Origin of the sequence: Candidatus Brevundimonas phytovorans, from assembly GCA_029203145.1 — a bacterium.
Lineage (GTDB): Bacteria > Pseudomonadota > Alphaproteobacteria > Caulobacterales > Caulobacteraceae > Brevundimonas > Brevundimonas phytovorans.
On record CP119309.1, the window covers coordinates 2403350 to 2429721 of the forward strand.

General features: G+C 67.5%; 22 protein-coding genes. 13 read left to right on the top strand and 9 right to left on the bottom strand.

Annotated elements, in window-relative coordinates; all coding sequences use genetic code 11:
* Positions 1–173: 173 nt before the first annotated feature.
* The 3 genes from rpoD to P0Y52_11835 form a co-directional block, all read right to left on the bottom strand.
* A complete protein-coding gene (gene rpoD, locus P0Y52_11825) occupies positions 174–2114 on the bottom strand; it encodes an RNA polymerase sigma factor RpoD (GenBank protein WEK57224.1) in 1941 nt (646 codons plus the stop codon).
* A 75-nt stretch (positions 2115–2189) separates the two neighbouring features.
* Positions 2190–4082 carry a DNA primase gene (dnaG, locus tag P0Y52_11830; GenBank protein ID WEK57225.1) on the bottom strand — a complete coding sequence of 631 codons (1893 nt, stop codon included), beginning with the start codon at positions 4080–4082 and terminating at the stop codon, positions 2190–2192.
* Positions 4083–4208: 126 nt separating this feature from the next.
* The gene (locus tag P0Y52_11835; protein ID WEK57226.1) at positions 4209–5345 is read right to left on the bottom strand and encodes a patatin-like phospholipase family protein; all 1137 of its coding nucleotides are present in this window, start codon (positions 5343–5345) and stop codon (positions 4209–4211) included.
* A gap of 194 nt (positions 5346–5539) precedes the next feature.
* Between P0Y52_11835 and P0Y52_11840 the strand changes: the two genes are divergently transcribed.
* On the top strand, positions 5540–5803 hold the full coding sequence (locus tag P0Y52_11840) for a hypothetical protein (GenBank protein WEK57227.1): 264 nt from the start codon (positions 5540–5542) through the stop codon (positions 5801–5803).
* A 66-nt stretch (positions 5804–5869) separates the two neighbouring features.
* Here P0Y52_11840 and P0Y52_11845 read toward each other — a convergent pair whose 3' ends face one another.
* Positions 5870–8632, bottom strand: coding sequence for a TonB-dependent receptor (locus P0Y52_11845; GenBank protein WEK57228.1), 2763 nt, complete (start codon positions 8630–8632; stop codon positions 5870–5872).
* A 140-nt stretch (positions 8633–8772) separates the two neighbouring features.
* On the opposite strand from P0Y52_11845, the gene P0Y52_11850 reads away from it, so the two are divergent.
* A complete protein-coding gene (locus P0Y52_11850; GenBank protein ID WEK57229.1) occupies positions 8773–9783 on the top strand; it encodes a cyanophycinase in 1011 nt (336 codons plus the stop codon).
* 66 nt (positions 9784–9849) lie between these two features.
* Positions 9850–10878 (top strand): UDP-glucose 4-epimerase GalE, encoded by a 1029-nt coding sequence (gene galE, locus P0Y52_11855; GenBank protein WEK57230.1) that lies wholly within the window; start codon positions 9850–9852, stop codon positions 10876–10878.
* A gap of 47 nt (positions 10879–10925) precedes the next feature.
* On the opposite strand, the gene carA is transcribed toward galE, so the two are convergent.
* The 3 genes from carA to P0Y52_11870 form a co-directional block, all read right to left on the bottom strand.
* Entirely contained in the window at positions 10926–12086 is a 1161-nt protein-coding gene (carA, locus tag P0Y52_11860; GenBank protein WEK57231.1) for a glutamine-hydrolyzing carbamoyl-phosphate synthase small subunit, read from the bottom strand.
* Between the two features lie 87 nt (positions 12087–12173).
* Positions 12174–13469: an amino acid permease gene (locus P0Y52_11865; GenBank protein WEK57232.1), complete on the bottom strand. Its 1296-nt coding sequence runs from the start codon at positions 13467–13469 to the stop codon at positions 12174–12176.
* A gap of 9 nt (positions 13470–13478) precedes the next feature.
* On the bottom strand, positions 13479–14192 hold the full coding sequence (locus P0Y52_11870; GenBank protein ID WEK57233.1) for an SDR family NAD(P)-dependent oxidoreductase: 714 nt from the start codon (positions 14190–14192) through the stop codon (positions 13479–13481).
* Between the two features lie 125 nt (positions 14193–14317).
* Between P0Y52_11870 and P0Y52_11875 the strand changes: the two genes are divergently transcribed.
* From P0Y52_11875 to P0Y52_11915, 9 genes are all read left to right on the top strand, one after another.
* The gene (locus P0Y52_11875; GenBank protein ID WEK57234.1) at positions 14318–15016 is read left to right on the top strand and encodes an HAD hydrolase-like protein; all 699 of its coding nucleotides are present in this window, start codon (positions 14318–14320) and stop codon (positions 15014–15016) included.
* A 168-nt stretch (positions 15017–15184) separates the two neighbouring features.
* Positions 15185–15460, top strand: a complete 276-nt coding sequence (locus tag P0Y52_11880) for a hypothetical protein (GenBank protein WEK57235.1) — start codon at positions 15185–15187, stop codon at positions 15458–15460.
* 10 nt (positions 15461–15470) lie between these two features.
* A complete protein-coding gene (gene carB / locus P0Y52_11885) occupies positions 15471–18770 on the top strand; it encodes a carbamoyl-phosphate synthase large subunit (GenBank protein WEK57236.1) in 3300 nt (1099 codons plus the stop codon).
* Between the two features lie 162 nt (positions 18771–18932).
* Complete coding sequence (locus P0Y52_11890) at positions 18933–19232, top strand: DUF1294 domain-containing protein (protein WEK57237.1); 300 nt, start codon at positions 18933–18935, stop codon at positions 19230–19232.
* Positions 19233–19296: 64 nt separating this feature from the next.
* Positions 19297–20625, top strand: coding sequence for an amidohydrolase (locus P0Y52_11895; protein WEK57238.1), 1329 nt, complete (start codon positions 19297–19299; stop codon positions 20623–20625).
* Positions 20626–20674: 49 nt separating this feature from the next.
* Positions 20675–21343 carry a glutathione S-transferase gene (locus tag P0Y52_11900; GenBank protein ID WEK57239.1) on the top strand — a complete coding sequence of 223 codons (669 nt, stop codon included), beginning with the start codon at positions 20675–20677 and terminating at the stop codon, positions 21341–21343.
* A 68-nt stretch (positions 21344–21411) separates the two neighbouring features.
* Positions 21412–21591 carry a hypothetical protein gene (locus tag P0Y52_11905; GenBank protein ID WEK57240.1) on the top strand — a complete coding sequence of 60 codons (180 nt, stop codon included), beginning with the start codon at positions 21412–21414 and terminating at the stop codon, positions 21589–21591.
* Positions 21592–21731: 140 nt separating this feature from the next.
* Positions 21732–22205 carry a transcription elongation factor GreA gene (gene greA, locus P0Y52_11910; protein ID WEK57241.1) on the top strand — a complete coding sequence of 158 codons (474 nt, stop codon included), beginning with the start codon at positions 21732–21734 and terminating at the stop codon, positions 22203–22205.
* Positions 22206–22273: 68 nt separating this feature from the next.
* Complete coding sequence (locus P0Y52_11915) at positions 22274–23227, top strand: mitochondrial fission ELM1 family protein (protein ID WEK57242.1); 954 nt, start codon at positions 22274–22276, stop codon at positions 23225–23227.
* 60 nt (positions 23228–23287) lie between these two features.
* Here P0Y52_11915 and P0Y52_11920 read toward each other — a convergent pair whose 3' ends face one another.
* Together P0Y52_11920 and P0Y52_11925 are read right to left on the bottom strand one after the other, a co-directional pair.
* Complete coding sequence (locus P0Y52_11920) at positions 23288–24793, bottom strand: TIGR00341 family protein (GenBank protein WEK57243.1); 1506 nt, start codon at positions 24791–24793, stop codon at positions 23288–23290.
* 49 nt (positions 24794–24842) lie between these two features.
* Positions 24843–25139, bottom strand: a complete 297-nt coding sequence (locus tag P0Y52_11925) for a hypothetical protein (protein WEK57244.1) — start codon at positions 25137–25139, stop codon at positions 24843–24845.
* A gap of 70 nt (positions 25140–25209) precedes the next feature.
* On the opposite strand from P0Y52_11925, the gene trxB reads away from it, so the two are divergent.
* Entirely contained in the window at positions 25210–26217 is a 1008-nt protein-coding gene (trxB, locus tag P0Y52_11930; protein ID WEK57245.1) for a thioredoxin-disulfide reductase, read from the top strand.
* The last annotated feature ends 155 nt before the right edge of the window (positions 26218–26372 follow it).

Genomic DNA, 26372 nt, shown 5'->3' on the forward strand with positions numbered 1-26372 from the left:
GGAGGGGGCGGCGCGACGTTAGGCGCTCACGCGCCCGAGACGGACAGGTCTGCGTCGCCCCCTCCGTCACGGCGCCACGCGCCGCGCCACCTCCCCATGAAATGGGGAGGAAAAACAGGCCAAACAAAAAGGGCGGCTCCATCGGAGCCGCCCTTGATCTGTCTCGGATCGTCTTAGCTGTCCAGGAAGCTCCGCAGCTTCCGCGACCGGCTCGGGTGCTTCAGCTTGCGCAGGGCCTTGGCTTCGATCTGACGGATGCGTTCGCGGGTCACGCTGAACTGCTGGCCGACTTCTTCCAGGGTATGGTCGGTGTTCATGCCGATGCCGAAGCGCATCCGCAGAACCCGCTCCTCGCGCGGGGTCAACGACGCGAGCACTCGCGTCGTTGTTTCGCGAAGATTGCTCTGGATGGCGGCGTCGATCGGCAGGACGGCGTTCTTGTCCTCGATGAAGTCGCCCAGGTGCGAGTCTTCCTCGTCGCCGATAGGCGTTTCGAGACTGATCGGCTCCTTGGCGATCTTCAGGACCTTGCGCACCTTCTCCAGCGGCATGGCCAGCTTCTCGGCCAGTTCTTCCGGGGTCGGCTCGCGGCCGATCTCGTGCAGCATCTGGCGGCTGGTGCGGACGATCTTGTTGATCGTCTCGATCATGTGGACCGGGATACGGATGGTCCGCGCCTGGTCAGCGATCGAGCGGGTGATCGCCTGACGGATCCACCAGGTGGCGTAGGTCGAGAATTTGTAGCCGCGGCGGTACTCGAACTTGTCGACCGCCTTCATCAGACCGATGTTGCCCTCCTGGATCAGGTCCAGGAACTGCAGGCCGCGGTTGGTGTATTTCTTGGCGATGGAGATGACGAGACGCAGGTTGGCCTCGACCATTTCCTTCTTGGCCTGACGGGCTTCGCGTTCGCCCTTCTGGACCGTCTGGACGATGCGGCGATAGTCGTCGATCGGCAGGCCGGCCTCGGTCGCCACGGCGGCGATGTCGGTGCGGATCTTGGCGATCTGGGCGGCTTCGTTGTCGCTGAACTTGGTCCAGCGGACGCCCATTTCCTTGACGCGCTCGGCCCAGTTGGGGTCCAGCTCCGAACCGAAGTAGGCTTTCAGGAATTCGGGGCGCGAGATGCCGTAGCTGTCCGCCAGACGCAGCAGGCGGCCTTCCAGACCGATCAGACGCTTGTTGATGGCGTAGAGCTGCTCAACCAGGGCCTCGATACGGTTGTTGTTCAGCTTCATCGTCTTCAGACGATCCGAGATCGTCTTGGTCAGCGTCTCATAGGCCTTGTGGTCCTTGGCGCTGAGCACCTCGCCCTTGAGGCGCGCCTCGACCAGCTTGTCCTGCAGCTTGCGGAAACCGCCGAAGTCGGAGGCGATGGCGTCCAGAACCTCCATGACGCCGTCGCGCAGCTCGGCTTCCAGCGCCGAGATCGACATGCCGCCGCCGTCGTCGAAGTCGTCTTCGTCCTCGTCGTCGCTCTCAGGCTTGTCGGCCTCGCCGGGGGCGGGGGCGGCGCCGGGCAGGGCGGCGGGCGGCTGGTTGTGCGGCAGGGACGACGGGTTGAGGATGCCGTAGGTGGCGTCCAGATCGATCACTTCACGCAGCAGGATGCGGTTGTTGGCCAGTTCTTCGCGCCAGACCATGATGGCCTCGAAGGTCAGCGCGCTTTCGCACAGACCCGAGATCATGGCGTCGCGGCCGGCTTCGATCCGCTTGGCGATGGCGATTTCGCCCTCGCGGCTCAGCAGTTCGACCGAACCCATTTCGCGCAGATACATGCGCACGGGGTCGTCGGTACGGTCATAGGCGGCCTTGGCCGGGGCCTCGGCCACGGCGGTTTCAGCCGCGGCGGCCACGTCGGTGCCGGTCGATTCCGCGGCGTCTTCCTCGGCCTCGACGACGTTGACGCCCATCTCCGACAGCATGGCCAGGGTGTCTTCGATGGCGTCGGGGGTCACTTCCTCGGACGGGAGGACCTTGTTCAGCTCCTCCATCGTGACATAGCCGCGCGCCTTGGCCTGCTTGATGAATTTCTTGACGCCGGCGTCCGTCAGATCGAGCAGGGGCCCGTCGGTATTGGCTTCAGTGTCCTGCGTCTCGGTCTGCGCGCTCATTCAGTCAGTCTCCACGACCGCTCGAGGGTGATCAGTCCCCTGCGGCGAAAATACAACGCCCGACAACTTCGTTGGTTACGAAGAGGCCGCGTCTTCCCAAATCGTTCCGGTCTTGATGGCCCGTCGCAAAGCATCGCGCTCAGCTTTCACCAGGGTGAAGGCCGAGTTATCGAACGCCTTGTGGGCGTCCGACTTTGCTGACGCCAGCGCCTGCTCCAACGCCGCTACGCGGGTCAGAGCGTCGAACGCCTGCGACCACCGGATCCTCGCCTCGCCGAGGGGCTTGTCTGCAGCCAGGAAGGGCGCGCCGGACTTTGCCGCCGCCTTCTCGACCTCGTGCATCAAGGCATCATGACCCGAGTGGGCCAGATGGCGTCGGATCGCGGCAGAGTCAAGGCTCTGCCCGGAAAACCGTAACCGGACCAGTTCCTGCGCCAGTCCGTCCAGCGCCGGGTCGCCGAATCCGTGGCGGGCGATGGCCTCCAGATGGTCGTCCATCCGCTCGGGATCATCGACCGCGCCGTGGGCCAGGGCGGCGGCCACCGGCTCGATGGAGCGGAACAGGGCGTGCATGGCCTGGGCGCCCTCGGTCGTCTGGCCCAGCTTGGGCGGCGGACCGCGCCAACGGCCACCGGGGCCGGGGCGCGCCCCGCCTTGCTGATAGGGCTGGCCCTGCTGTTGTTGCTGCTGACGAGGGAACAGGGCGTCGAAACGCTCGAACAGGTCGCGGCGGTATTGCTCGGCCAGATCCTTGTCCTGAATGGCCGAGGCCGCCTGACGCAGCCGTCCCTTCAGCCCCGCCTTGCGCTCGGGCGTGTCCAGCGGCTCGGCCTCGGCCTCGCGGCGGAACAGGACTTCGACAAAGGCCCGCGTTTCGCTGATGGCGTGGCGCAGCGCCGGCGCCCCCTTGTCGCGCAGGATGTCGTCGGGGTCCTGCCCGGCCTCAAGCAGAGCAAAGCGGAAGGACCGCCCCGACTTCAACAGGGGCAGCGACCGCTCGATCGAGCGGTAGGCGGCCCGCAGACCCGCCGCATCGCCGTCAAAGCACAGCACCGGCTCGGCCGAGACCCGCCACAGCCGCTCCATCTGTTCCTCGGTCAGAGCCGTGCCCATGGGGGCCACGGCCGGCAGGCCCGCGCGCTGGCAGGCGATGACGTCCATATAGCCTTCGACGACGATGATCCCCTGCTCGCCCCGGCTCTCGGCCCCCAGGATGCGGCGCGCCTCAGGCAGGCCATAGAGGGTGGCGCCCTTGTGAAACAGCGGGCTTTCCGGCCCGTTCAGATACTTGGCCCGGTCGTCGGGGTTCATGGCCCGTCCGCCGAAGCTGACGATCCGCCCGCGCGCATCCAGAATGGGGAACATCAGTCGGTCGCGGAACCGGTCATAGGGGGCGCCGCCGCTTTCCGGCGAGATCAGCATCCCAGCCTCGACCAGATCGCCGGGCCGCGCCCCGCGCTGGATCAGGGCGTTCTTCAGGCCTTCGCGGTCATTGGGGGCATAGCCCAGACCGAACCGCTCCCACTGATCCTCGGGCAGGCCGCGCTTTTCCAGATATTCGCGCGCCGCCTTGCCGACCGAGCGGCGCAGATTGGCGGCGAACCATTTCTGGGCCAGGTCCATCCAGTCGGTCAGGCCCTGCTTCTTGGCCTCGCGCTCGGCGGATTGCGGGTCCTCGGCGGGCAGTTGCATCCCCGCCTCGCCCGCCAGCCGCTGCACCGCCTCGACAAAGCTGAGACGCTCGGTCTCCTGCAGGAAGTTGATGATGTCGCCGTGCTTGCCGGAACTGAAGTCGTGGAAGAAGCCCTTGTCGTCGTTGACGAAGAAGCTGGGCGACCGCTCCTTGGAGAAGGGGCTGAGGCCCACATACTCGCGGCCCTGACGCTTGAGCTTCACCGTCCGCCCGATCACGTCGGACGGCCGAAGGCGGGCCTTCAGTTCTTCAAGGAAACGATCGTCGAAACGCACGTCTTCAGTCACTCCGGCGCGGCGACGAGGGGAAGGCCCGCCGCGTCGTCAGACATGGCCATCCCCGGTTGTGTTTTCCACAGCCTGTGAAGATCGAGGAGAAGTCCGTCGCTTGCGAGCGCAGGCCTACTTCCACGCCTCGCCCGTCCGGCCCAGGGCCTCGCCCAGGTCATAGACGGCCTGCATCGAGGCCTGGTTGAAGTCCAGGCTGTCGGCGCCGTCGAAATCCTCAGGGATGGCGGCGACGTGGAACTCAAGACCATTGCGGCTGGCGAAGGCGCGGTTGGCGGCGATGGTGGCCCGCAGCTGGCCGCCCAGCACCGCGTCCAGACTGCGGGTCAGCACCGGGATGGCGGCGTCGCGGGTGACCGCGAAGCGCGGCGCGTCCTTGCCGTTGACCACGACGTGCAGACGCGCGCCCTGAAACACGCCCGACACATCGTCCCAGTTCCACATGATCTGCGGCAGGGCCACGAAGGGGTTCATCACTCCGCCGTCGACATGCATCTCCTCGAACACCGCGCCGCGCCCCTGGGAGCGGATCATCACCGGGGGAAAGGCGCCCGGAATGCTGGCCGAGGCGATCAGGACGTCGCGGAACAGGGCCAGAGCCTCCGGCCCGCCGCGCTCGGCGATGGCGCCCATGTTCCAGATGACCCCGCGCTGGGCGTCCAGATCCGTGGTGGCGACCAGCAGCAGCCGCCCCTTGGCGTGCTCGGCGGCGACCTCGGTCAGCATCGCCTGGTCCACATTGCGCTCGACCAGTTCACGCAGTGGCTCGCCGCTGAACACGCCCGATCCGACCAGGGCGCGCAGACCACGGCTTTTCAGCAACCCGGTCGCCTGACCGCCGGTATAGGCCTCTTTCAGCCGCGCATCCCAGCGCGGGCCGAGGAAGACGAAGGGGGCCGCGAGAGCGCCGGTCGACACCCCGGTCACGACTTCGAAATCCGGGCGCTTGCCGCTGGCGGTCCAGCCGTTGATCAGGCCCGCGGTGAAGGCGCCGTTGGCCCCGCCGCCGGACAGGGCGATCAGGTCGAAATGACCGTCCGGCCCCTTCGGCACGCCCTCGCCCAGTTGCTGCTCGATCTTCTGGGCCGCCGCCTCGTCCTCGATGGAGAAGCGGACATTGGGAAAGCCCACGGGTGAGGCCGCCTCGCGCTCGGTCAGGCCGAAGTCGCTGCGCGCGCCGCTGGCGCAGGCCGAGGCCAGCAGACCAGCGCTCAGGACGGCGGCGACCGTCCGCATCAGGCTGAAACTCATGGGCGTCCTCCAGGTCCCGCCACCCTAGGCGCTTTCCGTGACAGGAGGAAAAGGCTTGAGCGCAAAACCCGCGTTAGGGTTTGATTAACCAAGAAGGCCGCGCCGGACGCTGAATCGTCGGAATACGAACGAAATCGCGCGCGACAACAGCTTATCCACAGCCTGTGGATTGATCTGTTTTATGGAAGCTTCTGATGTTCATCGCCATCGCCCGCCCGGCGGTGGAGCCCCAAGGCCCCGACGCCGTCGCCGTCCCCGGCTCCCCCGCTGTTCCGTTCCTGACGCCCCGCGCCCTGCATGCGCGCCTGCTGGACAACGCCGCCGCGCGCCGTCGCCGCGGACTGGAGCGAAAGCAGGCCCGCCGCGCCGACGACGCCGCCTACTGGATCGCGGCCGCGCCGATGGCGGTTCGAAAGGCCTGCGCCCTGCGTCAGGCGGACTTCGTCGCCCTGCCCTGACCCCTGTAGAGACAGGCCAAAGGCGCCGACCACAAGGGTCGGCGCCTCAAGCTTTGGAGCGTCAGATCAGAGCCCCGCGCCGCCCATCTTGTAGGTGATCTGGAAGTAGAAGCTGCGCCCGACCGAATCGAACCACGAGATGTCGTAGTAGGGATAGGCGCTGTAGGTCGGGTCCTTGACCGGCCCCTCGTCGAACAGGTTGTTGATCGTGCCCGACAGGCGCACGCGGTCGTTCAGGTCGTACTGGACCGAGGCGTTGAACATCCAGCTGGCGTCGATGTAGGCGTCCTCGTCATAGTTCGGCAGCTTGCCCAGATACTGACCCTGGATCGTCCCTGTCAGACGATCGTTGGTCCAGCTGACGCTGGCCGTGCCCTTCTCGCGCGGGATGTAGTAGCCGCTGTCGAAGGCCAGCTTGTCGATGGTCGGATCGCCCGGATATTGCTGGAAGTCGTGGCTGTCGACCCAGGTATAGGCGGCGGACAGGTTGAAGCGGCCGAAGGTCTCTGTCGGGATGCGCCAGCGGGCGGCGACATCAAAGCCGGACGTGGTTTCCTTGGCGATGTTGATCGGGTTGATGAAAACGCCCAGCAGTTCGCCCGACGGATTGCGCTCGACGCGGGCGATGGCGTCCAGACAGGTCGGCGAGTTGGGATCGACCGTCGAGCCGCCGGCGGTCTGGCCGATGCGGCAGTCGGCCTCGTCACGCAGGACGGCGTCGATGCTCATGTCGCGGACCTGATTGGTCAGCTCGACCTTGAAGTAGTCGATCGACAGGTCGAAGTTGCGGACCGGCTGCCAGACCAGGCCGGCGTTGAAGGACTTGCTGGTTTCCGGGTTCAGGTCGCGATTGCCGTTGCGGTGGGCGACGATGCCCTCGCCCGAGTAGGAGCAGTCGCCGATATCCTCGTCCGGCTCCTCAGTGCGGCAGCGGTAGTAGTCGTCGCCCGACGGGTGGGTGTTGCCTGGCCCCGAGAAGACATAGTGCAGGTCCGGCGCGCGGAAGCCGGTGCCATAGGCGCCGCGGAACATCAGGGTCTCGATCGGGCGATATTCCAGACCCAGGTTGTAGGTGAACTTGCCGAAGCCCTTGTCGGCAAACTCGTAGTGGTCATAGCGACCGGCGGTGCTGAACTCGAGGTTGCTGAGCAGCGGCGCGCGCAGCTCATAGCCGACGCCCCAGTGGTCGCGGTCGCCCTTGCCGTCTGAATCGATCAGGCCGACGTAATAGGGGATCAGAGCCAGAGGATCGGGGTTCAGCTCATAGCCTTGGTTGCCCGCCTCGACCACGGCGGCGAAGCCCACCGGCCCCGCCGGCAGTTGGAACAGGTCGCTGGTGCTGAGGCTGGCCGAGAGGCTGTCGGTGCGCGAGCGCGGCTCATAGACCGCATGCTGGGCGATCTGGTCGTATTCGGCCGGCGTCAGGGGGTGATACAGGCGATCCGCATTCTCTCCGACCGCGAAGATGGCCAGACCGCTGTCAGGATCGACGCCCAGGGACTCTCCGAGGAAGAAGTCGTTGGCCGCGCTGGCGATGATCTGAGGGAAGCGGACCTTCGAGCGGTATTCCGCGTGGTTGAAGGCGACCTCATAGGCCCATTTGTCGCCGTCCCCGAACACGCCCTTGATGCCCGGCGTGATGTTGAACGAGGTCGAGCGGTTGTGGGTGAAGCCCTTGGCCAGGCCGCCCATCTCTTCGGGCGAGAACTGGCGCTGCCAGCCCTCGATCAGGCCGGTGTCGGCGTTGAAGAAAAGGCCGTCCTCGCTGCCGTTCTCGTCCTGATAGAGCCAGGTCTGGACGTCGCGGAACAGCTTCAGATTGCTGTGGCTGAACTGCAGATCGAGGAAGAGCTCGGCCCGGTCGTTCAGGGTGTAGCCGATGGCCGAATAGGCGTTCACGCCCTGACGCTCGCTCAGGATGGTGCCGTAGCCGATGGATTCGTCGCTGCCGCAGAAGTTCCCGTAGCGCGGGCGGTTGGCGTAGTAGGTCGTGCCGCCGTTGAGCGAGGACAGGGCGGCGCAGGTCGCCTCGCCGGGGTCGAGGTAGTCGTCCACGTCGTCGAACCTCAGGAAGGCGCGACGGGCCGTGGTGTTGACCGGGCTGTCCTTGGTCGAATCCTGGATCTCGCGATCATAGGCCCACAGGGGTTCCTGGTTCAGCAGCTCGACGCCGACCACGCCGTGGAAGGCTCCGCGATCCCAGCCGGTGGTGATGGTCAGGCGCTGCGACTCGCCGCCGCCGTCCTCGGTGAAGCCGGTGCGGAAATCAAAGCGTGTGCCGTCGGCCGACTTCTTGAGCACGAAGTTGACCACGCCGGCGATGGCGTCCGAGCCATAGACGGCCGAGGCGCTGCCGCTGAGGATTTCGACCCGCTCGATCAGGCCGACCGGGATGTTGGACACGTCGGTGAAATTGCTCTGTCCCTGGAAGGGCAGAGGGAAGTCGGCGATACGGCGGCCGTTGACCAGCACCAGGGTGTGGTTGGGCCCCAGGCCGCGCAGGTCGACCTGCTGGGCGCCCGGCGTGAAGGAGGCGCCGGACGAGGACTGCTGGCTCTGCGTCTCGCCGCCGTTCTGGGTCACGGCGCGCAGGACGTCCGGCACGCTCTGATAGCCGTTGCGCAGGATGTCGTCGGCGGTGATCGCCGTCACCGGCGCCGGCCCCTCGGTGTCGATCTTGCGCGGAATCCGCGAGCCGAGCACCACCACCTCGTCGACCGTGGTCGTCTGGTCATTGGCGGGCGCAGACGTGGTCTGGGCCGCCGCCGCCAGGGCGATCAGACTGCTGCCGGCGCTCAGCGCCCAGATGATGGATTTGATGCGTCGCATGACGGTTCCCCCAGTGTCCCTCAAGCGTCACCTTGCAACTGATTTCACTGTTTTAGAAGAGCGAAAACCACCGTTCATCTCGCGTCATTCGACGAAATGTGCGCCTATGCCGGCATCATCGCCGACCACGGGGTTTCTTCATGCGACAGGCTATCTTCGCCCTTCTTTGCGGCCTGGCGATCGCCTGGGGAACAGGCGCCGCGCCCGCGGCGGCGCAGACGCCCGACGGCTACACCTATTTCTCGGTCGGCGACGTGGCTGGTCCGACGCCAGGACAGACCGAGGCCGCCCTGCTGCTGATGGGCGGCGGCGACTGGGACTACCGCGCCTTCCGCTGGTTCCTGAGCAAGGCGGGCAACGGCCATATCGTCATCCTGCGCGCCTCTGGCGACGGCGAGGGGGGCGAGGAGATCTATCGCGACATCGGCGGCGCCGCCTCGGTCCAGACCCTGCTGTTCGACGACCGCAAGGCGGCCTACGATCCGCGCGTCCTGGCCATTCTGGATCACGCCGACGGCGTCTTCCTGGCCGGCGGCGACCAGGCCAAATACGTCCGCTTCTGGAAAGACACCCCAGTCGAGACGGCGCTGAACGCCCATGTCGCGCGCGGTCGCCCGATCGGCGGCACCAGCGCGGGTCTGGCCATCCTGGGCGGCGCCGGATACGGTGCGATGGACGACGGCAGCGTCGATTCCGAGACCGCGCTTAAGGACCCGATGGGGTCCGAAGTCACCATGGTGCGCGACTTCCTCAGCATGCCCTACCTGGCCCATGTCGTGACCGACACCCACTTCTCGGTGCGCGACCGCATGGGCCGGCTGATCGCCTTCGTGGCTCAGACCCGCGCCACCGACGACCCGCAGGCGGTCGGCCTGGGCGTCGATGAAGACGGCGCCCTGTGCGTCGAGGCTGACGGCGTCGGACGCTTCTTCACCGCCAGCAGCGGCTACGCCTGGCTGGTGCAGCCCGACGGCGCGCCGCAGGCCAAGCCCGGCCAGCCGCTGGACTACGCCTCCATCAAGGTCACGGCCCTGGGATCCGATGGCGAGATCGACCTGAAGACCATGCAGATCACCCGCCCGGCCTTCTCCGGCACAGCCTCGGTCAAGGCCGGTCGCCTGCTGGACCTGCCCGCCCCTGCGAGACCATAAATTACACCCGAGGGGCGATAAGCCCGCTATATTGATCGCTCCTGCCTAACCGCTGATCGAGCGATCATGAGTCTCCCCTCCGCCGCGCCGAACCGCCCCGCCGTCCTGGTTGCGGGCGGGGCCGGCTATATCGGCAGCCATGTCTGCGAAGCCCTGGCGAAGACCGGCTATCGGCCGGTGGTGCTGGACAACCTCTCGACCGGCCATGCCGAGTTCGTGCGCTGGGGGCCGCTGGTCCGGGGCGATGTCGCTGACGCCGAGCTGGTCCGCCGCACCCTGGTCGCGCATGACGTGGCCGCCGTCATGCAGTTCGCCGCCTCGTCGGTGGTCAGCGAATCCGCCGTCGCCCCGCTGGACTATTACCGCAACAATGTCGGCGGCCTGCTGGGTCTGGTCGAGGGGATGCGGGCGGCGGGCGTGGACAAGCTGGTCTTCTCCAGCACCTGCGCCGTCTATGGCGACCCGAAAGGCGCGGTGATCCGCGAGGACCTGAGCCCGGCGCCGATCAGCCCCTATGGCCGCTCCAAGCTGATGTGCGAGACCGTGCTGCGCGACGCCGCCGAGGCCCATGGGCTGAAGACCGTGGCCCTGCGCTACTTCAACGCCTGCGGGGCCTCCGAAACCGCCGACATCGGCGAGTTCCGTCCGGTGGAGACCCACCTGATCCCGCGCGCCATGATGGCCGCCCTGGGCGAGATCGACGACTTCCAGGTCTGCGGCGCCGACTATGACACCGCAGACGGCACGGCGGTGCGCGACTATGTCCACGTCGCCGATCTGGCCGCCGGGCATCTGGCCGCGCTGGAGCAGTTGCTGAACGGACGCCAGGGCTTCTCGGCCTTCAACCTGGGCACCGGCGAAGGCCGGTCGGTGCGCGAGGTGCTGGACGCCGTCGCCGCCGCCTCGGGCATACCGGCGCCGAACGCGGTCGGGCCGCGCCGGGCGGGCGATCCGCCCAGTCTGGTGGCCGACCCGTCGCTGGCGCGGCGGGAGCTGGGCTTTGAGACCCGCTGCTCGGACCTGGCCACCGTGGTCGGCAGCGCCTGGGCCTGGCACAGCCGGCATCATGCGCGCGGCAATGTTCTGACGGCCTAGGCCCCAAGGAAAAAGGCGGGGCTTTCACCCCGCCTCCTGATGTCGCTCTAGGCCTTCAGCGAGTCCGCAAAACGATCAAACAGATAGAGGCTGTCGATCGGGCCGGACGAGGCTTCCGGGTGATGCTGGACGCTGAACACCGGCTTGCCCTTCAGGGCGATGCCGCAGTTGGTGCCGTCGAACAGGCTGACGTGGGTTTCTTCCACGGCGTCCGGCAGGCTGTCGCGGTCGACCGAGAACTCGTGGTTCATCGACACGATCTCGACCTTGCCCGTGGTCAGGTCCTTGACCGGGTGGTTGGCGCCGTGGTGGCCCTGATCCATCTTGATGGTCTTGGCGCCCAGGGCGATGGCCAGCATCTGGTGGCCCAGGCAGATGCCCAGGATCGGCTTGCCGCTGGCCACCAGTTTCTGGATTTCCGGCACGGCGTATTCGCCGGTCGCCGCCGGATCGCCCGGACCGTTGGACAGGACCACGCCGTCGGGATTGCGGGCCAGGATGTCCTCGGCCGAGGTCGTCGCCGGGACCACGGTGATCTTCACGCCGGTCGAGGCCAGGGCGCGCAGGATGTTGCGCTTCACGCCATAGTCGATGACCACCACTGACCTGGCGCCGGCTTCGGGCTTGGCGTAGCCGGCGGGCCAGTCCCAGACGCCCTCGGTCCATTCAAAGGCCTGGGTCGTCGAGGCTTCCTGAGCCAGGTCCAGACCGACCAGACCCTTCCAGTCGCGCGCCTGGGCCACCAGGGCGTCGAGGTCGAACTGGCCCTCGGGGTTGTGGGCGATGACGGCGTGCGGCGCGCCCTTGTCGCGGATGATCTTGGTCAGGGCGCGGGTGTCCACGCCGGCCAGGCCGACCACGCCGCGCGACTTCATCCAGGCGTCCAGGCTGCCGATGGCGCGCCAGTTGGCCGGCTCGGTCGGGACGTCGCGGAAGATGGCGCCGCGGGCCGCGCGCTCGGGCGACGCGCCGATCTGCTCGACGTCTTCGTGGTTCACGCCGACATTGCCGACGTGGGGGAAGGTGAAGGCCAGAATCTGGCTCATATAGGAGGGGTCGGTCAGGATTTCCTGATAGCCGGTCATGGAGGTGTTGAAGACCACCTCGCCTAGGACCGAGCCGACGGCGCCGACGCCGATTCCCTGCAGGATGGTGCCGTCAGCGAGCGCGAGGACGCCAGTGGCGCCGGACAGAATCTGGGTCGTCATGGCGCAGGCTCCTAGCAATGAATACGGGCAGACAAACGGCGGCGTCACTAAAGAGATGCCGGGACGGGGTCAACCGCCCTTGGACCTTTAGACCTTCTGGGTTTTCCGCACCCAGACCCAGGCCAGGCTGGTCAGGGCGAAGAATCCGACGCTGGGCAGAATATAGTCGCCCGCCGCCGCCGCCACCGCAAAGGCCGAAAAGACAGCGCCGCCAATCGCCAGCAAGCGCCAGCCCGTCTTGCGGGTCAGCTTCCACAGCGTCAACGCGCAAAGGGCGTACATACAGAGCGTCAGCACCGAGGTGACGCCGATCAGCTTCTCGAACTGCTGCCCCAGTTTCGGCTGCGAACTGGCGATGACCAGAACGCTCATGACCACACAGTTGAGAATCGGGTTGCTGAGCGGGGTCTTGCCCTTCTGCGCTCCGCCGAACCAGCGCGGCATCCAGCCCGCCTCGGCGGCGCCGCGCGAGGTCTCGCCCGCCAGCATGGTCCAGCCGGCGATGGTGCCCAGCACCTTGATGACGGCGCAGGCCGCGACCAGACCGGCCACGGACGACCCCATGACCCGCGCCACCAGATCGGCATAGGGGCTCGTCGAATGGACCAGGACATCGGCGGGGATGACGCCGAACACGGCGATGCTGGCGGCAACATAGACGATGAAGGCCAGCGCCACGCCGCCCAGCGAGGCGCGCCCCACGTCCACCGACGGGTTCTTGACCAGGCTGGACAGGGCCGCGGCGCTCTCGACGCCCAGGAAGGCCCAGAAGATGATGGCCAGCGAGGCCGGGACCGTCTTCAACAGGGGTTGGTCGCCAGGGCTCCACGAGGCGGCGAAGGTGTCGCTGTTGAAGGCCACGACCCCGGCGATGATGGCCAGAACAATGGGGATCAGGCCGAGGCCCAGCGTAATGGCCCCGAACCGCGCCGCCGTCCGGGCGCCGCTGGCATAGGCCGCCGAGGTCAGCCAGATCAGGGCCAGATTGCTGACCGCCGCCCACAGCGGTTCCTTCAGCGCCGGAATGAAGAAGGCCAGATAGCCGGTGCCCGCCACCGCCAGCGCCACATTGCCCGCCAGGCAGGCGGCCCAGTAGGCCAGCCCCGTCTGATAGCCGATGAAGCGGCCCATGCCGCGCCGGGTGAAGTCCGACAGGCCGTCGGCGTCCGGCTGCATCCGCCCCAGACCGCCGAACACCAGGGCCAGGGTCACGGCGCCCAGGCCGCAGATCAGCCAGCCGATGATGCTGCTGCTGCCCGTCGGCGCCAGGGTCGCGGGCAGCAGATAGACGCCCGAACCGATCATGTTGCCGGCCACGACGAGGGCGGCGAGCGCCCAGCCAATGCGGTGCGGCGGGTCGGGCAGGATTTCCGTCTGGGTCATGCCCGCCCTTTACGCGGGAATCCTCGCCCCGTCCCATGCGAATACGCCGCCGCTGTCAGCCGGCGTCAGACCCTCGATCACCGTCAGCAAGCTGGCCGCCGAAAAGGCCGGGGAGAACAGCTTCTCGGGCTTGACCCCGCGCTGGAAGGGCGCGCTCAGGGCCGTGTCCACCGTGCCGGGATGCAGGCCCGCGACCACCGCTTGCGGATGGGTGCGTGCCAGTTCCACCGACAGGGTCTTGAGGATCATGTTCAGCGCCGCCTTGGACGCCCGATAGCTGTGCCAGCCGCCCAGCCGGTTGTCGCTGATGGAGCCGACCCGCGCCGACAGGGCCGCGAACACCGCCCGCTGGTCGCGCGGCAGCAGAGGCAGGAAGTGACGCGCCGCCAGCGCCGGGCCAACGGCGTTGATCCGGTAATCGCGCATCAGATGCTCCGCCGACAGCTCGCGCCAGCTGCGTTCGGGCGTCTGGCCGGAGTGCAGCACGCCGGTCGCCACAATGATAAGGCTGGGCGCCGGACCTTCGGCGATGCGCGCGGCGGCGGCGGCCATGCCGGCCTCGTCCTCCAGATCGAGGAGACCATGCGTCACGCCGTCGAGGGGCGCGACCGGCGTGCGCGACAGGCCGTGCACCACGCGGTCGCCCGCCTGCCCCAGTTGCTGCGCCAGCGCCCGCCCCACGCCGCCCGACACGCCGATAATGATCGCCGAACCCTGCGTCATGGCTTTTGCTCTCCCTTGTCGTGGGGAAATACGCCGCGGAACCGTCTCTGGACCGATCACGCCCTACCCTCGCCATCAGCGCGGGTCTAGGAAGCGGCCAGCCCCCGCCTCACCCTGGACGCCCCATGACCATCACCACGGTCGGCCTCGATGCCGACGATACGCTCTGGCACAACGAGACCATCTTCCGCCTGAGCCAGAAGCGGTTCGTGGACCTGCTGGCCGATCACGCCGACGAACCGGTGATGATGGAGCGCCTGTCGGTGGTCGAGCGGCGCAACCTGCGGCTCTATGGCTACGGGGTGAAGGGTTTCACCCTGTCCATGCTGGAGACGGCCATGGAGCTGTGCGACGGCGCCGCCCCGCCCCACATCATCCGCGAGATTCTGGCCGCCGGTCGCGAGATGCTGGCCCACCCGGTCGAGACCCTGCCCGGCGTCGACGAGGTTCTGGCCGAACTGTCCGAGAAATACCGTCTGGTCCTGATCACCAAGGGCGACCTGATGGATCAGGAACGCAAGCTGGCGGCCTCCGGCCTCGGCGACCTGTTCGCCGCCGTCGAGATCGTGTCGGAAAAGGACCGCTCGACCTATGACCGCATCTTCGCCCGCCACGGCACCGGCGCGGCCGAGGCCGTCATGGCCGGCAACTCGATGAAGTCCGACGTCCTGCCCGCCATCGAGGCCGGAGCCTTCGCCGCCCACATCCCCTACCACATCACCTGGGCGCATGAATTGGCCGACGCGCCCGAGGGGCATCCCCGCTATGTCAGCCTCAGCCGCATCGGCGAACTGCCCGACTGGATCGCGGCCATCGACCAGTAGGGGAAATCCCCGCCCGCCTCATTCCGGCCCTTGCTCCCCCGGCCCCTCGTCTCTAAACGGACCGCTTAACCGACAACCTGAACGGATCGGTCGCGGGGGTTCGCCCTGCGTCCGGTTTCTTCGCGCGCGTGGAGCCCGCCGCTGACCAGTCATGAGGAAAAGGATGCTATGGTGCGCGCTGCTCTGGCCGAGCAGGGCGACAGCGGGATCACCCCGCGCCATACGCTGTTCTACTTCTATGGCGACGGCGACCACGGCGACCTCAACGAGGTGGCCCGCCGCGCCGGGTTCCTGACACGGGGCCAGGACGACATGACCGTTCTGGAGACGACCATAGCGGTCGACGAGGCGTCGTTTTCGCCTGTGTCGGCCATGATGCAATCCTGGGCCGCGGCCTTCCAGCTCGACTACGACGGCTGGGAGTGCGCGGTCGTGACGAACTGAGTAGCAGCCGATGCCCAAGCGCACAGACATCCAGTCCATCCTGATCATCGGCGCCGGCCCGATCGTCATCGGCCAGGCGTGTGAGTTCGACTATTCCGGCGTTCAGGCCTGCAAGGCGCTGAAGGCCGAGGGCTACCGGGTCATCCTGGTCAACTCGAACCCCGCCACCATCATGACCGACCCGGAGGTGGCCGACGCCACCTATATCGAGCCGATCACGCCCGAGATCGTCGAGAAGATCATCGCCAAGGAGCGCCCCGACGCCCTGCTGCCGACCATGGGCGGCCAGACCGCGCTGAACACGGCCCTGGCCCTGAACGCCTCGGGCGCCCTGGCCAAGTACGGCGTCGAAATGATCGGCGCCAAGGCCGAGGTCATCGACAAGGCCGAGGACCGTCAGAAGTTCCGCGACGCCATGGACAAGCTGGGTCTGGAAAGCCCCCGTTCGCGCGCCGTCCACCATATCGAGGAAGCCGACGACGCCCTGGCCTTCGTCGGCCTGCCCGCCATCATCCGCCCCAGCTTCACCCTGGCCGGCACCGGCGGCGGCATCGCCTATAATATCGAAGAGTTCCACGAGATCGTGGAGCGCGGTCTGGATCTGTCGCCGACCACCGAAGTCCTGATCGAAGAGTCGGTCCTGGGCTGGAAGGAATACGAGATGGAGGTCGTCCGCGACACGGCGGACAACTGCATCATCATCTGCTCGATCGAGAACATCGACCCGATGGGCGTCCACACCGGCGACAGCATCACCGTCGCCCCGGCCCTGACGCTGACGGATAAAGAATATCAGCTGATGCGGACGGGCTCGATCAACGTCCTGCGCGAGATCGGCGTCGAAACCGGCGGCTCCAACGTCCAGTGGGCGATCAACCCGGCTGACGGTCGCATGGTCGTCATCGAGATGAACCCGCGCGTGTCGCGTTCGTCCGCCCTGGCGTCCAAGGCCACCGGCTTCCCCATCGCCAAGGTCGCCGCCCGTCTGGCCGTCGGCTACACCCTGGACGAGCTTCAGAACGACATCACCATGGTGACGCCGGCCAGCTTCGAGCCGTCGATCGACTATGTCGTCACCAAGATCCCGCGCTTCGCGTTTGAAAAATATCCGGGTTCGGAGCCCCACCTGACCACCGCCATGAAGTCGGTCGGCGAGGTCATGGCCATCGGCCGCACCTTCCAGGAATCCATGCAGAAGGCCCTGCGCGGCCTGGAAACCGGTCTCAACGGCTTTGACGACATCGAGATCGAAGGCGTGGCCGACGCCGAGGACGACGCCAGCGCCCGCGCCGCGGTCGTCCGCGCCCTGGGCCAGCCGACCCCGGACCGCATCCGCGTCATCGCTCAGGCCTTCCGCCACGGCCTGACGGTCGAGGAGGTCAACGCCGCCTGTTCCTACGAGCCCTGGTTCCTGCGTCAGATCGCCGACCTGATCCGCACCGAGGGTCATGTCCGCGTCCAGGGCCTGCCCGCGACCGAGACCGAGTTCCGCAAGCTGAAAGCCAAGGGCTTCTCCGACGCCCGCCTGGCCGAGCTGACCGGCACGACCGAGGTCGCCGTGCGTCAGGCCCGTCGCGCCCTGAGCGTGCGCCCGGTGTTCAAGCGCATCGACACCTGCGCCGCCGAGTTCGCCTCGGCCACGGCCTATATGTATTCGACCTATGAGACCGGCGCCCTGGGCCAGATCCCCGAGTGCGAAGCCGCGCCGTCGGACAAGAAGAAGGCCATCATCCTCGGCGGCGGTCCGAACCGGATCGGCCAGGGCATCGAGTTCGACTACTGCTGCTGCCACGCGGCCTTCGCCTTCGCCGACATCGGCGTCGAGTCGATCATGGTCAACTGCAACCCCGAGACCGTCTCGACCGACTACGACACCTCGGACCGCCTCTATTTCGAGCCTCTGACGGGCGAAGACGTGCTGGAACTGATCGACGTCGAGCGCTCGAAAGGCGATCTGATCGGCGTCGTGGTCCAGTTCGGCGGCCAGACCCCGCTGAAGCTGGCCCACGCCCTGCAAGAGGACGGCGTGCCGATCCTGGGCACCAGCGTCGACTCGATCGACCTGGCCGAGGACCGCGAGCGCTTCCAGCAGATGCTGCAGGCCATCGGTCTGCAGCAGCCGCCGAACGGTCTGGCCCGCAGCGCCGAAGAAGCCGCGCAGAAGGCCGAGGAAGTCGGCTATCCCGTCGTCCTGCGCCCCTCCTATGTTCTGGGCGGCCGCGGCATGATGATCGTCCACGACCGCGAGCAGCTGGACCGCTATGTCCATGAGGCGATGCGCGTCTCGGGCAGCGATCCCGTGCTGATCGACCACTACCTGAACCGCGCCACGGAAGTGGACGTCGACGCCCTGTGCGATGACGAAGACGTCTTCGTCGCCGGCGTGCTGGAACACATCGAAGAAGCCGGGGTCCACTCGGGCGACAGCGCCTGCTCCATGCCGCCCTTCTCGCTGCGTCCCGAGATCGTGGCCGAGCTGAAGCGTCAGACCACCGCCATGGCCAAGGCCCTGAAGGTGCGCGGCCTGATGAACGTGCAGTTCGCCATCGAGGAGCCGCACAGCGAAAACCCGCGCATCTTCGTGCTGGAAGTAAACCCGCGCGCGTCGCGGACCGCCCCCTTCGTGGCCAAGACCATCGGCCAGCCCATCGCCGCCATCGCCGCCAAGATCATGGCTGGCGTGCCGTTGGCCTCCTTCGGCCTGGTCGACAAGGAACTGGAGCATATCGCGGTCAAGGAAGCCGTCTTCCCCTTCGCGCGCTTTGCCGGGGTCGATACCATCCTGGGTCCGGAAATGCGTTCGACCGGCGAGGTCATGGGCCTGGACTGGAAGCGTGAGGGCGAGGCCGATCTGGCCCCCGCCTTCGCCCGCGCCTTCGCCAAGTCGCAGATCGGCGGCGGCACCGTCCTGCCGACCGAAGGCTGCGCCTTCGTCTCGGTCAAGGAAGCCGACAAGCCCTTCATCGTCGAGGCCGTCCGCTCGCTGCTGGAGCAGGGCTTCTCGGTGATCGCCACCTCGGGCACCCACGACTACCTGAAGGCCCAGGGCCTTGAGGTCGGCCTGGTCAAGAAGGTGCTGGAAGGCCGTCCCAACATCGTCGACGCCATGAAGAACGGCGAGGTCCAGCTGGTCTTCAACACCACCGACGGCAAGCAGGCCCTGGCCGACAGCTTCTCCATCCGCCGCACGGCCCTGATGATGAAGATTCCCTACTACACCACCGCCGCCGGTTCGCTGGCCGCCGCGCAAGGGATCGCCGCCATCCGCCACGGCGACCTGGATGTCCGCCCGGTGCAGTCCTACAACTGAGCCACGGTTCAGTCCTGAGATCAGCCCCCGGCGTTCCGACGCCGGGGGCTTTTTCATATCCACATATCCCGCTCATCCCGGCGTCCGCGGGGATGAGCGGGATGGCAACAAATTCTCAGCCATCCCTCAGGCACACTGCCGCTCCGAAGATTGAGCGACGCCATGCACCTTTCCACAATCGACCTGACCCTGTTGCTCCTGCTGGCGGGCAACCTGATCGCCTTCAGCCTGTTCTGGCTCGACAAGAGGGCGGCCGAGAACGGCGACTGGCGCATTTCTGAGAACACCCTGCTGTGGGCGGTCCTATTTGGCGGCCTGGGGGCCTGGATGGGTCAACACATTCTGCGCCACAAGACGCGGAAGGAGCCGTTCCGTTCTCGGCTGGGCTTTCGTCTGGCCCTCTATGTCGCGACCCTTTTGGCGGCTGCGGCCTATGTCATCTGGAAGGCGCTGGCCGCCTGATCTCGTCGCCCCTTGCCGCCCCCTGTGAAAGGCATAAGCTCACCGCAGGGATCAGGGGGACATCATGAAAAGACTATCGATCACGGCCGTGCTGGCCACGGTTCTGGCGGCGGGCGCGGTCCCGGCCATGGCCCAAGGCGCCGGAAGCGACGCCGGGCTGAAGGCGGCGGTCAAGGCGGACTATGACGCCAACCTCGGCGCCCTGTTCGACCACTTCCACCGCAACCCCGAACTGTCGGGCATGGAGGTCCAGACCGCCGCCCGCATGGCGCAGGAACTGCGCGCCCTGGGCTATGACGTCACCACCGGCGTCGGCGGCACCGGCGTGGTCGCAGTGCTGAAGAACGGCGCGGGGCCGACCGTCATGATCCGCGCCGACATGGACGGCCTGCCCCTGGTCGAGAACTCCGGCCTCGCCAACGCCTCGACCGCGCGTCAGGTGGACTCGGACGGAACCGAGAAGCCCGTCATGCACGCCTGCGGCCACGACGTGCACATCACCGCCCTGGTCGGCACCGCCCGTCAGATGATGGCGCGCAAGGCCAACTGGTCCGGCACCCTGGTCCTGATCGCCCAGCCGGCCGAGGAGCGTATCTTCGGCGCGCGGGCCATGGTCAACGACGGCCTCTACACCCGCTTCCCCAAGCCCGATTACGCCCTGGCCTTCCACGTCTCGGCGGACACGCCGACGGGCAAGATCGAAGCGCCGCTAGGCATCACGTCCTCCAGCTCGGACAGCGTGGACATCACCGTGCATGGCGTCGGCACGCACGGGGCGTCGCCGCACCTGGGCGTCGATCCGGTGCTGGTCGCTTCGCAGATCGTGGTCTCGTTGCAATCTCTGCGCAGTCGCGAGACCAGCCCGCTGGAAGGGGCCGTCGTCACCGTCGGGGCCATCCACGGCGGCATCAAGCACAACATCATCTCCGACCGCGTCGATATGCAGCTGACAGTCCGCGCCGACAGCCCCGAGGTCCGCGCCCAGCTTCTGGATGGCATCGACCGCATCAGCCGCAACACGGCCCTGGCGCTGGGCGTGCCCGAGGACAAGCTGCCGACCGTGACCCGTTCGGCGCTGGAGAATACGCCGGCGAACATCAACGACGCCGCCACCGCCGCCCGCGTCCGCGCCGCCTTCGTCGCCGGACTGGGCGAGGACGTCCTGCTCGATACGCCGCGCACCAGCATGGGCGCCGAGGACTTCGCCTATTTCGTCACCCCCGAAAGCGGGGTGAAGGGCGTCTATTTCAGCGTCGGCGGCACGCCCGCCGATCAGGCGGACAGCGCCCCCGGCCACCACTCGCCCCTGTTCCGCATCACGCCGGAACCGGCCGTCACCCTGGGCGTCGAAGGCTCGGTCCTGGCCGCCGAAGCCCTGATGCCGCGGACATGAAGGGCCCGGCCGACATCCAAACCCTGAGGCCGCGCGTATGGGGCGGGTCATGATCACCGTCCATCACCTGAACAACTCCCGCTCGCAACGCGTGCTCTGGCTGCTCGAAGAGCTGGGCCTGCCCTATGAGATCAAGCGCTATGAGCGAAACCCGGCCACCATGCTGGCCCCGCCCGAGCTGAGGGCGGTGCATCCGCTGGGCAAGTCGCCGGTTCTGGATGACGGCGAGGTCCGCGTGGCCGAGACCGGGGCCATCGTCGAATACCTGCTGGACGCCTATGACCCTGAGGGCCGGCTGCGGCCGGCGCGCGGCACGGCGGAGGGACGGCGCTTCACCTACTGGCTTCACTACGCCGAGGGCTCGGCCATGCCGCCCCTGCTGCTGAAGCTGGTCTTCGCCCAGATGCCACGGCGGGCGCCGGGGCTGATGCGGCCCCTGGTCAAGGGCATCGCCGCCAAGGCGCAGACCGGCTTCATCGACCCACAGGTGAAGGCCCACGCGGACTGGCAAGAGGCCGAACTGGCTGCGACCGGCTGGTTCGCCGGGCCGGCGTTCAGCGCCGCCGACATCATGATGAGCTTCCCGCTGGAGGCCGCCGCCAGCCGCGCCGTTGATCTGGCGGCCTATCCTCATATCGCGCGCTTCCTGGACGCCATCCATGCCCGTCCGGCCTGGAAACGCGCCCTGGAACGTGGCGGAGACTATGCCTATGCCTGACGCCCGCCTTGCCCGATCACGGCTTCGGGAGGGCGCAACCCCGGCGCGGCGCCGGCGTTTACGAGCCCATGCGCCTTTCAGTCATTCAAGTCATCGCGGCCCTGTCCGCCGCCATCTGCGTCATCATCGCCTTTATCGCCGCAGGGGTGGGACTGATTTCCAGCGTCTTCATGCTGCTGGCCGTGGCGGCGCTCGGCTTTATCGCCTGGACCGCGATCCGCCGGGCCATGGGTCAGACCAAGCCCTGATCCGTCCCGCCGATCATGCTCTTGAGTTTGGCGAAAGGGCGCCCTAGGCTCTCGGCCCCGATCACGCGCGCCCCGTGATCGCGTCTGTGCTGATTACGTCTCTCATTAGTCTCAGGGCGAAACAAGAAATTCACGACACAATGGAAAAAGTGCCGATGACGGCCGAGGGCTACCGTGTCCTCGACGAACAGTTGAAGCAATTGAAGCAGGTCGAACGGCCGAGCGTCATCGCGGCCATCTCCGAGGCCCGCGAACACGGCGACCTGTCCGAAAACGCCGAGTATCACGCCGCCAAGGAACGCCAGGGCTGGATCGAAGGCTCGATCGCCGACATCGAGGACAAGCTGTCGCGCGCCCAGGTGATCGACGTCTCCAAGCTGTCGGGCAGCCAGGTCAAGTTCGGCGCCACCGTCACCTTCGTGGACGAAGACACCGAGGAAGAGGGCGTCTATCAGATCGTCGGCGAACACGAAGCCGATGTGAAGCTGGGCAAGATCTCCATCGCCTCGCCGATCGCCCGCGCCCTGATCTCGAAAAAGGTCGGCGACGTGGTCGAGGTCAACACGCCCGGCGGCGTGAAGGCCTATGAAATCCTCAAGGTCGAGTGGAAATAAGCCCTTCTCTCGCTGAGAAGGCCACAGGGGCGCGCGGTTCTGCCGCGCGCCCTCTGTCTGTCTGGGTGGTGTCCGACGGCCGCACCGGCATCCAGAACCAGGCCCTGGGTCTGGCCGAGGCGGTCGCCCGCCTGACCCCCGCCGACATCGCCCTCAAGATCGTCCGCTGGCGGCCCCTGTTCGACCGCTGGCCGTCCAGCCTGAAGACCCCCGCCATGCTGGCGCCGGGCTCGTTTGATCCCCGCGCCGTGACCGACTGGCCCGATCTGTGGATCGCCACCGGGCGCGCCAGCCTGCCCCTGTCCGCCCGCGTGCGCGACTGGAGCGGCGGCAAGACCTTCACCGTCCAGACCCAGGACCCGCGCTGGAAGAACAGCGTCTATGACCTGATCGTCGCCCCGGCCCACGACGGTCTGGCCGGCGACAACGTCCTGGAGATCGTCGGCAGCCCCCACCGCATCACGCCGTCAAAGCTGGCCGAGGCCGCGCCCGCCTTCTCCGACCGCATCGCCCCCCTGCCCCATCCGCGTGTCGCGGTGATGATCGGCGGTCGGTCCAAGGCCTTTGACCTGCCGCCCGCCCATGCGGTGGCGCTGGCCGATCAGATCAAGACGGCGATAGAGACGGCGAACGGCTCTCTGCTGCTGACCTTCTCGCGCCGCACGCCCGAGGCGGCGAAAGCCGTCATGACCGAGCGCCTGTCGGCCCTGCCGGGCTGGATCTGGGACGGAACGGGCGACAACCCCCTGTTCGCCATGCTGGACGCCGCTGACCACGTCCTCGTCACCGAGGACAGCGCCAATATGGCTGCGGAGGCCGCCTCGACCGGCAAGCCGGTCCACGTCCTGCCCATGATCCCGCTCAAGCCCGCCGGCAAGTTCGCCCGGCTTCACGCCGACCTGATGACCCACGGCGCCGCGCGGCCCTTTGACGGATCGCTGCAGCCCTGGACCTACGCCCCGCTCAACGAGACCGAGCGCGCAGCCAGGGCGGTGCTGGAGGCCATGGCCGCGCGCGGCTAGGATCCACCCCGAATCGTCACCCTCGGGCTTGTCCCGAGGGTGACGATTCGGGGTCATTGCCTAGCCCAGCGACAGCCGCGCCAGGTTCTGATCGCCCCGACGGCACTCCGGCCCCGGTTCAGCGCGGATCGAGACGCCCGCCGCCGCCAGCTGGGCGCGAAAGGCCTCGCCCGCATTCGGCTGGGGTTCCTGGCCTTCGCCGACCGCTGCGCCCGGCGCAGGGCGGCAGTCGCGCACCGCGGGACTGGCCCGCCAGCGGGTCAGAGCCCAGACCGCCCGCGCCCGCGCGCCTGCATCGCTCAGATCGACCACGGACAGTTCCTGAACCGGCGGCGTGACCCAGACATCCACGCCTTCAAAGCGTCCACGCAGTCCCGCCTCCAGGGCATAGGCGCTGGCCAGATCCAGCCCGGCGTCGGGCCGCAGCAGGACGATGGCGCGCCGTCCCTCGGCGTCCACCATCACCGCGTCCGTGGCGAAGGGCACGGCGTCGGACAGGCGGGTGCGCAGAGTCGCCGTGGGGTCGGCCGCCGAGGTGGTGCTGGCCTGAACCGCGCGCGCGGCGGCTTGCGGGTCGGCCACGACGATCTGATCCAGGGTCGCCGTCACCGGCGTATGCAGGGCCGCCGACAGCCGGGCCTGAAGCTGGCCTTGGGCGTCGGCGACCAGCTTCTTCGTGCTGACCAGAGCCGAAACCACCACGCCACGGCCCTCGCTGCGGGCGTCCAGAAGGGTGATGCGAGAATCCGCCCCGGCGAAGATGTCGGCCACCGCCGTCCGCGTCTCGGCCGTGGCCCGGCTCTCCAGTCCGATGGCCCTCAGCGAGATCACCAGCGGGATCGACAGCAGGACGAAGACCGCCAGCACCGCCATCCCCCGCCACGGCGAGGGCCGCTCCATCAGCCGCGGCCGGAAGCCGTAGAAGCCCGCCGTCAGCGTCGCCGACAGGGCGATGGCCACCAGATTGGTCATGAACAGATAGAAGGCCCCCACCGAGATCGACAGCTCCCCCGTGCCGATGCCGAAGCCGACGGTGGCCACCGGCGGCATCAGGGCCGTGGCGATGGCCACGCCGATAATGGTCTCGCCGCGCTGGCGGATCACCGCATAGGCCCCCGCCACCCCGGAAAAGACCGCGATCAGCAGGTCGAAGAAGTTGGGCCGGGTCCGCGCCAGAATCTCGCTGGTCGGCTCCTTCAGCGGCGACAGCAGGGTCAGCAGAATGGCCACCGTCAGGGCCGTCGCCATACCGACCGCCAGACAGGTCAGCGACTGCTTCAGCCGACGCCAGTCCAGCAGGGCCAGTGAAAAGCCCAGAGCCACGATCGGCCCCATCATCGGCGACACCAGCATGGCCCCGATGACCACGGCTGGTGACGACAGCATCAGACCGAGGGCCGCGATGGCGGCCGAGATCACCGTCATCATCAAATAGCGGCCGCTCAAACCGCCGTTGTCATAGACCGAAGCCTCGACCGCCTCCCGATCCACCCCGCGCCGCGCTGCGGCCAGCAGACGGCGCAGATAGCTGCGCGTTTCACGGACCGGATCGGCGGCTGAGGTCATGACATCACCCTGTTCCTTGAAGGAGCATGGGCCTCCACGACGATGTGCGTCAATCGCCCCCGCCGCCGCCGTCAGACCCGCCGCAGTCCGCGCTGGGCGCGCAGTGGCTGCCGCTCGATGTCGAAGCGCCGCCGTCCGACACCATGGGCGAGCCGTCAGCCGCCTTCTTGCCGCTCTGCGCCTTCAGATGGCCGAACCCCATCAGGGCCACGCCCAGCCCCGCCCCGACGGCCACGCCCAGCGAAAGGCCCAGCGCCAGGTTGTCGACGGCCTTGCCGAAAGCGACCCCGATCGCCAGTCCGACGCCGATCCCGACGGGCAGAAAGGCCGCGCTTCTGTTGCTCATGATCAAATCCCCTCGCTTGAAACGACACGCTAGCATCGCGCATTCGGGAATCAGCCCTTAAATAGGCGTCATGAGCACGCCCCGTACTGTCCGCCTCGCCGTCATCGGTTCCGGTCCCGCCGGCTGGACCGCCGCCATCTATGCCGCCCGCGCCTCGCTGAACCCGGTGGTCATCGCCGGTCTGCAACCCGGCGGTCAGCTGACCATCACCACGGATGTCGAGAACTATCCCGGCTTCGCCGAGACCATCCAGGGTCCCTGGCTGATGGAGCAGATGCAGGCCCAGGCCGTGCACGTCGGGACCGAGGTCATCCATGACATCGTGACCAAGGCCGACCTGTCGCAGCGCCCCTTCCGCCTGACGCTGGACAGCGGCACGGAGCTTCTGGCCGAAACCGTCATCATCTCGACCGGCGCCCAGGCCAAGTGGCTGGGTCTGGAATCCGAGAGCAAGTATCAGGGCTTTGGCGTTTCCGCCTGCGCCACCTGCGACGGCTTCTTCTATCGCGGCAAGCAGGTCGCGGTCGTCGGCGGCGGCAACACGGCCGTCGAGGAAGCCCTGTTCCTGACCAACTTCGCCGAGAAGGTCACGGTCATCCACCGCAAGGCCGAGTTCCGCGCCGAGAAGATCCTGCAGGACCGCCTGTTCGCCCACCCCAAGATCGAGGTGATCTGGGACGTGGCCGTCGATGAAATCCTCGGCGTCGTCGACGGCGTGGCCCGCAACGTCACCGGCGTGCGCCTGAAGAACGTCAAGACCGGCGACCTGTCGGAAATCCCCGCCGACGGCGTCTTCATCGCCATCGGCCACGCCCCGTCTTCGGAGCTGTTCGCGGGTCAGCTGGAGATCAACTCCGGCGGCTATCTGCGGGTCAAGCCGGGCACGGCCTCGACCGCCATCGAAGGCGTCTACGCCGCCGGCGACGTGACCGACGACGTCTATCGCCAGGCCGTCACCGCCGCCGGCATGGGCTGCATGGCCGCACTGGAAGCCTCGCGCTTCCTCGCCGAGGAAGACCACAAGGCCGCCCACAACCCCATCAGCCACGCCGAAGCCGAGAAAATCGGGGCCTGGTAGGGCCTCAAGCCCATCCTCCCCATCGGGAAGGGTGGGCTACGGCGCGTTTTTTGCGCTAGGCTCGACATCCGATAGCTACCGGCTCGCGGCTTCCTCGCTTTTGATCCATTGCAGACCGCCCATTCGAAGAAGCGCGCCATAAACCTAGACCCGTA

Excerpts from the sequence above, each read along its gene's own strand:
- P0Y52_11925 (WEK57244.1), bottom strand. The coding sequence starts at position 25,139 with ATGAGCAACAGAAGCGCGGCCTTTCTGCCCGTCGGGATCGGCGTCGGA.
- P0Y52_11850 (WEK57229.1), top strand. The coding sequence starts at position 8,773 with ATGCGACAGGCTATCTTCGCCCTTCTTTGCGGCCTGGCGATCGCCTGG.
- P0Y52_11890 (WEK57237.1), top strand. The coding sequence starts at position 18,933 with ATGCACCTTTCCACAATCGACCTGACCCTGTTGCTCCTGCTGGCGGGC.
- P0Y52_11895 (WEK57238.1), top strand. The coding sequence starts at position 19,297 with ATGAAAAGACTATCGATCACGGCCGTGCTGGCCACGGTTCTGGCGGCG.
- carB (WEK57236.1), top strand. The coding sequence starts at position 15,471 with ATGCCCAAGCGCACAGACATCCAGTCCATCCTGATCATCGGCGCCGGC.
- P0Y52_11870 (WEK57233.1), bottom strand. The coding sequence starts at position 14,192 with ATGACGCAGGGTTCGGCGATCATTATCGGCGTGTCGGGCGGCGTGGGG.
- galE (WEK57230.1), top strand. The coding sequence starts at position 9,850 with ATGAGTCTCCCCTCCGCCGCGCCGAACCGCCCCGCCGTCCTGGTTGCG.
- rpoD (WEK57224.1), bottom strand. The coding sequence starts at position 2,114 with ATGAGCGCGCAGACCGAGACGCAGGACACTGAAGCCAATACCGACGGG.
- P0Y52_11875 (WEK57234.1), top strand. The coding sequence starts at position 14,318 with ATGACCATCACCACGGTCGGCCTCGATGCCGACGATACGCTCTGGCAC.
- trxB (WEK57245.1), top strand. The coding sequence starts at position 25,210 with ATGAGCACGCCCCGTACTGTCCGCCTCGCCGTCATCGGTTCCGGTCCC.
- P0Y52_11880 (WEK57235.1), top strand. The coding sequence starts at position 15,185 with ATGGTGCGCGCTGCTCTGGCCGAGCAGGGCGACAGCGGGATCACCCCG.
- P0Y52_11845 (WEK57228.1), bottom strand. The coding sequence starts at position 8,632 with ATGCGACGCATCAAATCCATCATCTGGGCGCTGAGCGCCGGCAGCAGT.
- P0Y52_11900 (WEK57239.1), top strand. The coding sequence starts at position 20,675 with ATGATCACCGTCCATCACCTGAACAACTCCCGCTCGCAACGCGTGCTC.
- P0Y52_11905 (WEK57240.1), top strand. The coding sequence starts at position 21,412 with ATGCGCCTTTCAGTCATTCAAGTCATCGCGGCCCTGTCCGCCGCCATC.
- greA (WEK57241.1), top strand. The coding sequence starts at position 21,732 with ATGGAAAAAGTGCCGATGACGGCCGAGGGCTACCGTGTCCTCGACGAA.
- P0Y52_11840 (WEK57227.1), top strand. The coding sequence starts at position 5,540 with ATGTTCATCGCCATCGCCCGCCCGGCGGTGGAGCCCCAAGGCCCCGAC.
- carA (WEK57231.1), bottom strand. The coding sequence starts at position 12,086 with ATGACGACCCAGATTCTGTCCGGCGCCACTGGCGTCCTCGCGCTCGCT.
- P0Y52_11865 (WEK57232.1), bottom strand. The coding sequence starts at position 13,469 with ATGACCCAGACGGAAATCCTGCCCGACCCGCCGCACCGCATTGGCTGG.
- P0Y52_11920 (WEK57243.1), bottom strand. The coding sequence starts at position 24,793 with ATGACCTCAGCCGCCGATCCGGTCCGTGAAACGCGCAGCTATCTGCGC.
- P0Y52_11835 (WEK57226.1), bottom strand. The coding sequence starts at position 5,345 with ATGAGTTTCAGCCTGATGCGGACGGTCGCCGCCGTCCTGAGCGCTGGT.